We start from the raw sequence: 11,547 nt of genomic DNA, 5'->3' as shown, positions 1-11,547 counted from the left end.
AAAAAAGCCGATCATTTCTGACCGGCTTCGTAGTAGCGGGAACAGGACTCGAACCTGTGACCTTCGGGTTATGAGCCCGACGAGCTACCAACTGCTCCATCCCGCGATATATTTTTATATAATCATTTCAATTTTCAAACGAGGCCCGACGAGCGAACCCTGTCCCGATATATTTCGGGAAACTGCTCCATCCCGCGATATATTGTTAAAACTTAATCGTCTTTTCTTTAGTTCCATTCGCCCTTCCGGCCAATTGTGGTACAAAGGTAAAGACATACTGTCAAAAATCAAGTACCTTTGTGAAAAATATTTTAAGAAATGAATCCACAGACGCATCAGGCAGGCTTTGTCAATATCATCGGAAAACCCAATGTGGGCAAATCTACCCTGATGAATATCTTGGTCGGTACACCCGTTTCGATCATTTCTCCCAAATCCCAAACCACCCGTCACCGCATCCTTGGACTCTCGAATACAGATGATTACCAGATCGTATTCTCCGATACTCCGGGTATGCTCAAACCTCAATATGAGCTCCACAAAAGCATGATGTCTTTTGTCAATCTTTCATTGGAGGATGCCGATATCATTTTATTTGTGACAGATCTTTTCGAAACTGATGCGGATATTGAACCGATCATCACCCGAATCAATAAATCTGGAATCCCTGTTCTGCTAGTTATTAATAAAATTGATTTGGCTAAAGAAGGTCAATTGGATAAGGTCACCGAATATTGGACATCAAGAATTGAGGCCGCTACGGTGATTCCTATTTCCGCTTTGGAAAAGTTCAATACCGAGCGAATTATGCAGGAAATTTTAGACCGCCTACCTGTTCATCCGCCTTTTTATGATAAAGAGGAACTAACAGACCGTCCGGAGCGGTTCTTTGCCTCCGAGATCATTCGGGAGAAAATATTCAAAAACTATAAAAAAGAAATCCCCTATAGCACCGAAGTGGTGATGGAGGATTTCAAAGAAGACACGGATATCATCCGCATGCGAGCCACCATCTTTGTGGAGCGCAATAGCCAAAAAGGAATTCTCATTGGTGAAAAAGGCAAAATGCTCAAGAAAGTAGGCATCGAAGCCCGGCAAGATTTGGAAGAATTCTTTGGCAAAAAAGTCCATCTGGAAACCTTCGTCAAGGTGGAACCGGACTGGCGAAAAAACAAACTCAAACTTAGAAAATTCGGATACGACCCCTCTTAAACATGGCAAATATCGTAGCAATTGTAGGAAGACCTAATGTAGGCAAATCCACACTCTTTAATAGACTGGTGGAAGAGAGAAAAGCCATCGAGGATAATGTCAGCGGGGTAACTCGGGACCGACACTATGGGCATGCCCAGTGGAATGGGAAATTCTTTTCGGTCATCGATACCGGTGGTTATGTCACTGGCTCGGATGATGTGTATGAGGCTGAAATCCGCAAGCAGGTCAAATTGGCCGTAGAAGAAGCCGATGTGATTTTATTCGTCACAGATTGCCATGATGGCTTGACGGATTTGGACAAGGAATTTGCTAATGAACTTCGAGACAGCAAAAAACCTATCTATATCGTAGCCAATAAGGCAGATAATCTAGAAAAGGCTTTTATGGCCAATGAGTTTTACGCTTTGGGTATTTCCGATTTTGAAATCTTTCCCATCGCTGCTACCAGTGGTAGCGGAACAGGCGAACTTCTGGATCGTGTGGTGGAGCATTTTGAAGACGAAGGAGTAGAAGATCCTGATGCTGGAATTCCAAAGATTTCTATCCTCGGCCGTCCTAATGTCGGTAAATCCTCTTTCTTAAATGCCCTTCTTGGCAAAGAACGATCCATCGTTACTGATGAAGCCGGAACAACCCGGGATGCGATCCATACCCGATACAAGCTTTTCGGTCAGGACTTTATCATCACCGATACGGCAGGAATCCGCAAAAAGGCGAAAGTCAAAGAAGACATTGAGTTTTACTCTGTCATGCGCTCCCTCAGGACTTTGGAGGATTCGGATGTAGTCATCGTCATGGTAGATGCATCCAGAGGACTGGAGTCTCAGGATGTCAATTTGATTTCCCTAGCCATCAAAAACAATAAGGGAATCATGATCATGGTAAACAAGTGGGATTTGATCGAAAAGGACCACAAGACCATGAACAAGATCAAGGATGAAATGATGGAGCGATTGGGAGAACACAAATGGATCCCGATCATTTTCACTTCGGTAGTTGAAAAGCAACGAATATTCCAGGCGATCGAATTGGCCGTGAAGGTTTATGAAAATAAAAATAGACGGATAGCAACTTCCAAATTGAATGATGTGATGCTGCCTGAAATCGAGCATTATCCACCGCCAGCTTGGAAAGGGAAGTACATAAAAATCAAATATGTAACCCAATTGCCGACAAAAAATCCGGTGTTTGCTTTCTTCTGCAACCTTCCGCAATACATCAAAAACCCCTACACAAGATATTTGGAAAATCGCCTTCGTGAGAATTTCGAATTCGATGGAGTACCGGTGAAAATCTTGTATAAAAACAAATAAAAATAATTTTAACGGCAATTTGCAAAATTGACAAAACTTCAGATACCTTTGCACCGCATTTAAAAAAACACAACAAATGAACAAGGTATTTGCAATTTTCGCAATCGTCGGTTTGATGGCCACTGCATCTTGCGGCAACAAAGAAGTAAAAGAAGAAGAAACAGTTGAAACTGTTCAAGAAGCGACTGAAGGAGCTGTAGAAGCTACTGAAGAAGTGATCGAAGATACAACTGACTCAATCGAGAATGCTGCTGAAGTAGCTGTTGAGCAAGTTGAAGAAGTGGTAGAAAACAACTAATCACCCATTCTTCTCAAAATTAAAGAGCTCCGTATTCGGGGCTCTTTTTTTTGTTTCTATTTTTAGATTGTCAGAATTATTGAACCTTAGAATCCACAGATATCAGTAATTTCCCAACATGGATCAATCCGAAAAACTTCGCGATATTCTATCTGCAAAAGTCCCCTCAGCAAGCCTGGAGTATTGCATAGATCTTTGGAAACAAGAGAAGTTTAATTTCACCGTAACCCGCGAGCGAAAAAGCAAATTGGGGGACTTCCGATGGAAGCGAGATCAACCGCTGCAAACTATCACCATCAACGGGAATTTGAACCCTTATCAATTCCTAATTACGTATATCCACGAGGTGGCTCATTTATTTGCTTTTATTCGGTTTGGTCTGAATATCCCTCCACATGGACAAGAATGGAAGCGAGTATTCAAGAACCTGATGTCTCCCCTGCTTCGTAAAGAAGTTTTTCCTCAGGATCTTTTGATTCCTCTTGTCAGACATATGCAAAATCCCAAAGCTACTTCAGCTGGGGATCTTTTTTTGACAAAGGAGTTGAGTAAATACAACAAAGCAACTTCGGGAATTGAAAAAAGCTTCCTTTCCGACTTGAAACCGGAAAGTATTTTTCAGCTCAATGGCCGAAAATTCAAAAAGAAAGAAACCCGAAGAACACGGGTTCTTTGCGAGGAAATTCCCTCAGGGAAACGCTACTTGATTTCTCAATTGGCCCAGGTAGAAGTGGAGAGCTAATAAGTGGGAAGTTGGAAGAAGAAAGTAGGGAGTTCACAAAAAACCTACTCCCGCTCCTCGCCGATCTGATTGTCAGGTTGGGAAAAATCCTTGGGCTGAGGAAGATCTTGGATGGAGTTTATCCCAAAATATTCCATAAACTTCGGTGAAGTACCATAGATCATCGGACGGCCGATTTGCTCAGACTTCCCTTTGATTTCGATCAGTTCTTTTTCCAAAAGTTTCTGAACCGAATAGTCGGAGTTGACACCTCGAATCTGCTCGATTTCCCCCTTCGTCACCGGTTGCTTGTAGGCAATGATAGAAAGTGTCTCTAGTTGAGCAGTTGAGAGACGCTTCTGACTCTGCTGCTTGAGTAATATCGAAATACTCGTTTGATAGGCCGGTTTGGTCAAAAATTGATACCCACCAGCGATTTTTTCGAGAGAAAAAGAAAACTCGTCCTGCTCATATTTTTTAATCAACTGCTCCAAAGCTTCGTCGATGTGCTCACCCGGCACTTCTGACTCAAACATCTCCGATAGGCATTTTTGAATCTCGGCTTTCGGAAGTGGCGCAGGACTGCAGAAAATCAAGGCCTCAATATGACGGGGAAGAAAATCCACTTTTATTTCTTAGCCAGCTTTGCTTCTATAGAATGCATGGTATGAGGTACTGCGCGCAATCGCTCCTTGGAGATCAATTTCCCCGTATCCACACAAATGCCATAAGTTCCATTCTTGATCCTCACGAGCGCATTCTCAAGATTGATCACAAACTTCTGTTGACGGGCTGCCAATTGACTCAGACTTTCACGCTCAAGCGTATCTGCTCCATCCTCGAGTAATTTCGAAGTAGACGCTGTATTGTCCGTACCACTATCATTCTTTTTGCTGAGAGATTCCTTGAGCATTCCCAACTCTTCTTTAGCACTGCTCAATTTCTTCAAGATGATCTCTTCAAATTCCTTTAATTCTTCTTGAGAATAGGATGTTTTTGCTTCCTGGCTCATGGCGATTCTATTAGGTAATAATTCTTTGACGTACTGGACTTTTTAAAGTTCCCTAAAATACGTGGGGGATCGCAAATACAAAAATTTTATTTTACTCTCGATGTAAAAAACCCTTCCAAATTGAAGAAATGGCCCTATTTTTAAATTATTCCACATCTAAAAAAACTTAATCAAGACATGAATAAAATCTTCCTTTCATTCCTTTCAATTTTAATTATTTCTTGGTCTTGCTCGCAGCCAGCTGACAATCAGTCGGTTTCAGAAGAAAGCACAACACAATCTGAGTTTGCACTTGCTATCCATGGAGGAGCAGGCACCATAAAAAGGGAAAACATGAGTGAAGAACAGGAGGCTGAATACCGTGCGAAGCTTAAAGAGGCGCTCGATGCCGGTTACACTGTCTTAGAATCCGGAGGTGAAGCGCTGGACGCTGTCATTGCTGCGGTGAAAGTCATGGAGGACAGCCCCTTGTTCAATGCCGGAAAAGGAGCTGTCTTTACCAATGAAGGGAAAAATGAAATGGATGCGGCTATTATGGACGGAAGAGACCGAAACGCAGGTGCTGTGGCAGGACTGACTACCGTCAAAAACCCAATTACCGCAGCACGAGCTGTAATGGAAAATTCACCTCACGTATTTATGACTGGTGCAGGTGCTGAGCAGTTTGCCGTTGAGCAAGATTTAGAGCTTGTTTCCCCTGATTACTTTTTTACTGATTTCCGTTTTCAGCAATTGGAGAAAATCCGTGAAACCGAAAAAACACAACTGGATCACAGCTCACTTTTGGAGTTGGAGCTTCAGGATCCCTTTTTCAAGGACCGAAAGTTTGGAACAGTAGGCGCAGTAGCTCTTGATAAAAATGGCAATATCGCCGCAGCTACTTCCACAGGTGGAATGACAAACAAGCGCTATGGCCGAGTAGGTGATGTACCAATCATAGGAGCCGGCACCTACGCAGATAATGCAACCTGCGCAGTTTCAGCTACAGGACATGGGGAGTTTTTCATTCGAACTGTCGTCGGCCATGAAATTGCCTCTCAAATGCGGTATGGAAATAAAAGTCTAAAAGATGCCGCAAATGATGTAGTCATGAAGCAATTGGTAGAAATGGGAGGTTCAGGCGGAATTATTTCCATCGATCGTATGGGGAATATCGCGATGCCTTTTAACTCTGAAGGGATGTATCGTGGCTACCGCAAAGCCGATCAGGAAGCTCAGGTATTTATTTACAAGGACCAAAACTAGTAGCCTTAAGCAATTCAAAAAAGCCGCATTCTACTGCTAGAATGCGGCTTTTTACTGAAGTCAAAAATGATCTAAGCTACTGCCTGCTCATTGTTGAGGATTTTTTCCAGCCGCTTTTTGAGGATCATTTCGTCGGCATCGATTTGGTAGCGCAGCTTGAGATATTGCACCACCTCCGAAATCGGTTTTGATTCCACGATGCAAAGTTGTTTGAGAGCTTTGTTGATTATTCCGGGTTCCATGGTTTGGGCGTGATTTGTTATTCTAAAATACTGATTTTTAGCAAATCATGTTTCGCAAACTGATAATTTTTAGATATTTTCTGCAATAATGATCGTTTTTTTGACATTGCGAAGTCTTCCTTGCAGATCAAATAACTCAACTAACAAAACATAATAACCCGTCGGCAATCTTCTACCTTGAGAGTCTGTCCCTGTCCAAGTGTACAGTCCTTGGGTAGCCAAAATCTCATTTTGTGCGAGTACGGCCACGACTCTTCCGGAGAGATCATAAATTCTGAAGCTTCCTACCCAACCAGACTGATCCAATTGATACCGGATCGTTGTGAAGGTATTGCCTTGACTCCCCTCAGGATCAAAAATCTCGGGATCAATTTGAATCAATTCAGCTTCAAATTCTCCCGGTATCCGCTGAGAATTCATCCTACCCGGTGTAGCATACTCTTCATTCCCCGAAGCTGAGTGCCAATTTCCTGTAAAATCAGCCGGTGACCCAATCGAAACCCTTTCCAAAGAAACACCCTTTGTCTCTCGTAGCAAAGGATGATGCAGCTCCTCATCGTACTCAAATTTTTCGGCGATATCCCCCTGAGCATCTATGAGCACTACCGTGCCTCCAGAGATAGGATAAGAAGGAAGGGCCCTTATTTCAAAAAAACCTCCATTTGCAGACTTAGGATAGTCCATTTTGAGTCGCTCGGAATCTGTACTGATGGCCAAAAAGGAACCCGAAGACATCACCAAGCTCTCTTCGGAGAGCGTCCGGACTTGGTCAACCTGTCCCAAATCATCCAAGTTGGCCAATTTCCATTTCCCAATTTCCAGATAGTCTTCAGTCGGATTATAAAGCTCCACGAACTTAGGGCCTCCACTACGCGGGTCAAAAAGCAGCTCATTAAGAAAGACTTCGCCAATTTTTGCAGTTCGTGGTCGGATGATTTCAACTCTAGTCTCTTCCAATCGATTTCCACTACAATCGACTACGCCCTTCAATGTTAATTGATAGGATTGATTGTCACGTATTGCCTCTGAATAAAATAAAAGAATCTGATTTCCTGCTACTCCTACTGAATCGAGCGGCAAATTGGGTTCAATTTGGAAGTCCGCAATAGTCAAAGCTGATTGGATAGGCTCTGAAAAAGCTAATACCAAGTTTAGGGAATCAGTGAAGGAGTAGCTTATAAACTCAGGAGCGAAGGTATCCGGAGTAAGGTCTAGGACTGAGTTTTCTGTTCCGGGAGTACCTCGGACTGGAGATTCAGAGGGTCTGAGAAATTCGCTTTGCTCACAAAGCAGATTAGGATTGACAACTTCCAAACTGTAACCTCCACCGCTAAGCTCTGAATCTCCCCAAGTTGCCGTGGAATAGCTGATTTGATCTATTAATTCTCCATTTTGAGTGAGAAGACTAATTTCATCCCCTGAATTAAGTAAGGTGAGCCAAGGTTCAACCGCAAGGACATTTCCATATTCACTCAGTAAGACAGCCTGACTAGCAGGAGCCAAGATCAAATAACCCCCTGATTCCATCCAAAAATCTTCTAAAATAGATTCGCTTCTGGAATTCCGAAAACTCATTCCTCCAAGCCTGATATCCTTGTCACCCAAATAAAGAAGCTCGACATATTCCACATTGGGCAAGTCATTTCCATCCCGAGGAGCCGGCATGATTTCATTTATTACCAAATCCTTAAATCCGATAGCTGTTGGATCTTCGAAGCGAAAAGTAAGGGTCGTATCCCTCAAAAAATTTCCCGCCAAATCAGGAATTTGACGAATTGTGAGAACATAGCTTTGACCCGATATTAATGGCTCTTCAAAATCCAGATAAACCAAGGAATCAAAAGCCAAACTTGCATTGATTGGCTCCTTGTCATCTAGCGAGTAATTGAGTTGGATCTGAGAGAAAATAGCATCCAAGGCTTCAGAAAAGCCTAATTCTACTGTCCTAGGCCCAAAACCTCTTACCGATTCCAAAGTCGGGGGCTGCAAATCCTCCACAAAATCTCCAAATTCAAAATCATCCAAAAGCCAACGAGCCGCACTTCCTGACCCTGGACCATATTCGATTTTCACCCGAAAAAAGATTTCCTCTAAGCCGCGGAGTGAGTCGGGTAACTCAATTTTAAACTGACGAAAAATCTGATCCTCATTCGCAAATTCCGAATTGTCTCCGATTTGTACCATTTCGGAAAAACCTGAGTCTAAACTTTCCACAAACTCATAAAAAACCAATGCGGGTCGGCTACCACTTCCATTGCGGATCGATCGTGCCCAGAATTGTATGGCAGGATTCTCAAAATCAGCAGGAGAAAGCCGAACAGTTAATTCTCCATCGAAGGTAGAAATAGGCTGAACCGCCAAACACCGACTTCCCTCCTTTCCGGAGGAATTGGATTGAAAAATTCGTGAAGAGTTTTCTCTCAACTCATTGCCGCGCCAACCTGGAATAAATTCATCGGGATCATTTACAATTCTAAAATCCTGTTCAAAATTCTCCTTTTGATTCGCTGCTTTCAGAGCACCTATCTGAGACAGAAACAGTATTAAAAGAAAAAGTCTGCCTAAAAATCTGATCATAAACCTATTAGACTAGCACCCGTAAACTAATTTACTAAATCTACAAGAATAATTTTAATCTCACCCGAATAAAAATCCTCCAAGGTCCAGGCTCGTTCCCCAATAGTTAATCGATCAGGTTGAGCTTGTTTCGTAACAAAACCAGAAAGGGTCAGTTTTTTATGAAAAGAGCTTATGAGAGAATATCAGATACATTACAAAAACGGTGAGACAAAATATGCCCAATGCGCCGGCAGAGAGGACTTACTAAATAGGTTTTTTGACGGCGATGAAGGAAAACTAAAGGCCGAAGTAAACTTGCTGAGATGGGAATCTTCAGCTATGTTTTTTACGGAAGATCCTCAAACAGGGAAGGTAGACTCCCAAATTACCACTGCGGATTCCAACCCTTATGGATGGAGAAGAGAAGGTGAATTTGATGACTAGTGAATCTCTTTCAAGGAAAGAGAATGAGGTATCAATGGAAAGCTTTAAGAGTCTCCTTACTTGAGAACTATCGGTGCGGCAGGGATCCGAATTTGATAAAAAGTATTTGAGTAAGTCAATAATTCTCAGGATAAACCTGAAAATGAATACATAGCTATTACTTTTGCAAACCGATACATTAACCTATTTAAACCATCATGAAATCGAGCCTACCTTTCGCAGGCAGGGATTCCATGTGACCGCTTAAAGACAAATTATAACAGATGAAATTAGCAGTGGTAGGAGCAACCGGTCTGGTAGGCTCTGAAATTCTAGAAGTGCTAGACGAGCACAATTTCCCATATGATGAATTACTACTAGTCGCTTCTGAGCGCTCTGTGGGAAAACAAATCGAATACAAGGGAAAAACCCATACAGTTATTGGCTTGGCCGATGCAGTAGCAGCCAAACCTGAGATCGCCATTTTTTCTGCGGGTGGAAGCACCTCTTTAGAGTGGGCTCCCAAATTCGCTGAGGCAGGTACTACTGTGGTAGACAATTCCTCCGCTTGGCGTATGGATCCAAGCAAAAAACTGGTTGTGCCGGAGATCAATGCCAAGGAGCTGAGCAAAGAAGATAAAATCATCGCCAACCCCAATTGCTCCACGATTCAGATGGTCTTGGCCTTGGAGCCATTGCGTCAGCGATACGGTATCAAGCGTGTAGTAGTATCGACCTATCAATCCGTCACAGGTACTGGGAAAGCTGCCGTAGATCAAATGATGGCCGAACGAGCAGGAGAAGAGCCTGAAATGGTTTATCCTTATAAAATTGACATGAACGTCCTTCCTCACATCGATGTGTTTCAGCCTAACGGCTACACCAAGGAAGAGATGAAAATGATCAATGAGACAAAGAAAATTTTCTCTGACGATAGTATTTCTGTTACAGCCACTACAGTACGTATCCCTACCATGGGTGGTCATTCTGAATCGGTAAATGTAGAGTTTAAGACAGATTTTGACTTGGCTGAGGTCCGTAACCTACTTACCAAAACTCCGGGAGTCGTCGTACAGGATGATCCGGAAAAATTGCTTTATCCCATGCCAATTCATGCCCACAAGAAGGATGAGGTATTTGTAGGAAGACTTCGCAGAGATGAGTCTCAAGCCAATACGCTGAATATGTGGATCGTAGCAGACAATCTACGAAAAGGAGCAGCTACCAACGCTGTACAAATCGCAGAGTACTTGCTGGCAAATAAACTGGTCTAATGGATATCAGCGAAGCAAATAGCGCTGAATTCAAAAAATTTGTGCAGGATCATCTCCAAGTCGATCCTGCACTTTTGCTTTTTAAGTATCAGGGCAAGGTTCCTTTTGACTTGAAAATGGCTGTGCAACAGATTTCAGCCCGACATAAGGCTTATAAAAAGCTCCCAAGCTGGTCAAACAACCCAAGTTTACTCTTTCCTGCCTCTTTGGCTTTGGAGCAGAGCTCTAGTGAAGAAACTGCCAAGTTCAAGGCAGAAGGACTCGAAGGAAAAACCATGATTGACCTCACCGGAGGTTTGGGAGTAGATTTTTTCTATCTAAGCCAAGGCTTTGAAAAAGGGGTCTACTGCGAAAGGCAGGCTGAACTTTTCAGGATATCGAAGTATAATCTTGAGCAATTGGAGCTATCCAAGGATTCAGGAGGCTTGAAGGATTTAGGAGGAAAGTTTGACTTTGTGGAAGGCGATGGCTTAGAGTTTTTAAAAAAAACAGCTATCCAATTTGACCTAATCTTTGCCGACCCTGCTAGAAGAGGCTCCGGTAATCAAAAGCTTTATAAACTGCAAGACTGCGAGCCTGATGTAGTAAGCAATTGGTCGCTCTTAACTTCCAAATCTGAACAGATTCTAATCAAAGCCTCTCCCATGCTGGATATTTCTCAGGCATGGAAAGAGCTCCCGGACATCCAAAAACTCACAATCATTTCTGTCAAGAACGAGGTAAAAGAGCTTTTGCTCCATTGGAAAAAAGGATCGATTTCCAATCGGCAATCTATAGAAGTGTTGGATTTGGGCAGAGAATTCCAACAATTTAGCTTTGACAGAGAAGAAGAAGAACAGGCTGATGCTAACTACTCAGAACCGGAAAGGTACTTGATTGAACCCCTTAGCGGAATCTTAAAATCAGGAGCCTTCAATCTTTTTGGAGAGCGATTCGGGTTAAAAAAGCTGGAAAAAAACAGCCATTTATATACAGGGAACAAAGTCCCTGAAGATATTCCTGGGAGAACCTTTGAAGTGATCCAAGAAGTAAATCTGAAGAAGCAGGAAATCAAAAAGCTCTTCCCTAGCGGAAAAGTGAATATCATCACCAGAAACTATGTGCTGGGTGCCGACTCCTTAAAAAAGAAAATGGGGCTTAAAGATGGAGGGTATGATTTTTTAATTGCGACAAAAACCATGAAAGGCTATAAGGTTTTTTGGTGTCGAAGGCCAAAAGAAATATCTTAGAGATTGAGAACATTAG

At 42.7% G+C, this 11,547-nt stretch carries 12 protein-coding genes and 1 tRNA gene; 8 read left to right on the top strand and 5 right to left on the bottom strand.

Annotated features, from left to right (window positions below; genetic code table 11):
• Positions 1–33: 33 nt before the first annotated feature.
• Positions 34–106: transfer RNA gene (locus tag G457_RS0118775), tRNA-Met, on the bottom strand.
• A 212-nt stretch (positions 107–318) separates the two neighbouring features.
• On the opposite strand from G457_RS0118775, the gene era reads away from it, so the two are divergent.
• From era to G457_RS0118755, 4 genes are all read left to right on the top strand, one after another.
• Positions 319–1,212: a GTPase Era gene (gene era / locus G457_RS0118770; protein ID WP_026947831.1), complete on the top strand. Its 894-nt coding sequence runs from the start codon at positions 319–321 to the stop codon at positions 1,210–1,212.
• Between the two features lie 2 nt (positions 1,213–1,214).
• Complete coding sequence (gene der, locus G457_RS0118765; RefSeq protein ID WP_026947830.1) at positions 1,215–2,528, top strand: ribosome biogenesis GTPase Der; 1,314 nt, start codon at positions 1,215–1,217, stop codon at positions 2,526–2,528.
• A 76-nt stretch (positions 2,529–2,604) separates the two neighbouring features.
• Positions 2,605–2,826 (top strand): hypothetical protein, encoded by a 222-nt coding sequence (locus G457_RS0118760; RefSeq protein ID WP_024283516.1) that lies wholly within the window; start codon positions 2,605–2,607, stop codon positions 2,824–2,826.
• A 118-nt stretch (positions 2,827–2,944) separates the two neighbouring features.
• Positions 2,945–3,568 carry a SprT-like domain-containing protein gene (locus G457_RS0118755; RefSeq protein ID WP_026947828.1) on the top strand — a complete coding sequence of 208 codons (624 nt, stop codon included), beginning with the start codon at positions 2,945–2,947 and terminating at the stop codon, positions 3,566–3,568.
• A gap of 44 nt (positions 3,569–3,612) precedes the next feature.
• Here G457_RS0118755 and scpB read toward each other — a convergent pair whose 3' ends face one another.
• Both scpB and G457_RS0118745 read right to left on the bottom strand, forming a co-directional pair.
• A complete protein-coding gene (scpB, locus tag G457_RS0118750) occupies positions 3,613–4,173 on the bottom strand; it encodes an SMC-Scp complex subunit ScpB (RefSeq protein ID WP_026947827.1) in 561 nt (186 codons plus the stop codon).
• 2 nt (positions 4,174–4,175) lie between these two features.
• Positions 4,176–4,559, bottom strand: coding sequence for a TraR/DksA family transcriptional regulator (locus G457_RS0118745; protein ID WP_026947826.1), 384 nt, complete (start codon positions 4,557–4,559; stop codon positions 4,176–4,178).
• 177 nt (positions 4,560–4,736) lie between these two features.
• Here G457_RS0118745 and G457_RS0118740 point away from each other — a divergent pair, with 177 nt between their 5' ends.
• Positions 4,737–5,804: an isoaspartyl peptidase/L-asparaginase family protein gene (locus G457_RS0118740; RefSeq protein ID WP_026947825.1), complete on the top strand. Its 1,068-nt coding sequence runs from the start codon at positions 4,737–4,739 to the stop codon at positions 5,802–5,804.
• A gap of 71 nt (positions 5,805–5,875) precedes the next feature.
• Here the strand turns inward: G457_RS0118740 and G457_RS22865 are convergent, their stop codons facing one another.
• Both G457_RS22865 and G457_RS0118730 read right to left on the bottom strand, forming a co-directional pair.
• Positions 5,876–6,046 (bottom strand): hypothetical protein, encoded by a 171-nt coding sequence (locus tag G457_RS22865; protein ID WP_155847198.1) that lies wholly within the window; start codon positions 6,044–6,046, stop codon positions 5,876–5,878.
• Between the two features lie 69 nt (positions 6,047–6,115).
• Positions 6,116–8,623 (bottom strand): lamin tail domain-containing protein, encoded by a 2,508-nt coding sequence (locus tag G457_RS0118730; RefSeq protein WP_026947824.1) that lies wholly within the window; start codon positions 8,621–8,623, stop codon positions 6,116–6,118.
• A gap of 174 nt (positions 8,624–8,797) precedes the next feature.
• Between G457_RS0118730 and G457_RS0118725 the strand changes: the two genes are divergently transcribed.
• The 3 genes from G457_RS0118725 (at position 8,798) to G457_RS0118715 (ending at position 11,531) form a co-directional block, all read left to right on the top strand.
• Positions 8,798–9,049: a hypothetical protein gene (locus G457_RS0118725; RefSeq protein WP_026947823.1), complete on the top strand. Its 252-nt coding sequence runs from the start codon at positions 8,798–8,800 to the stop codon at positions 9,047–9,049.
• A 263-nt stretch (positions 9,050–9,312) separates the two neighbouring features.
• On the top strand, positions 9,313–10,302 hold the full coding sequence (locus G457_RS0118720) for an aspartate-semialdehyde dehydrogenase (protein WP_026947822.1): 990 nt from the start codon (positions 9,313–9,315) through the stop codon (positions 10,300–10,302).
• Positions 10,302–11,531 carry a class I SAM-dependent methyltransferase gene (locus G457_RS0118715; protein WP_026947821.1) on the top strand — a complete coding sequence of 410 codons (1,230 nt, stop codon included), beginning with the start codon at positions 10,302–10,304 and terminating at the stop codon, positions 11,529–11,531. Before G457_RS0118720 ends, G457_RS0118715 begins: the two co-directional genes overlap by 1 nt.
• Positions 11,532–11,547 lie beyond the last annotated feature (16 nt).

Origin of the sequence: Algoriphagus marincola DSM 16067 (assembly GCF_000429405.1) — a bacterium.
GTDB classification, from domain to species: domain Bacteria; phylum Bacteroidota; class Bacteroidia; order Cytophagales; family Cyclobacteriaceae; genus Algoriphagus; species Algoriphagus marincola.
Note: the sequence above shows the minus strand (reverse complement) of the source record. Positions and strands in the feature narration are given on the sequence as shown.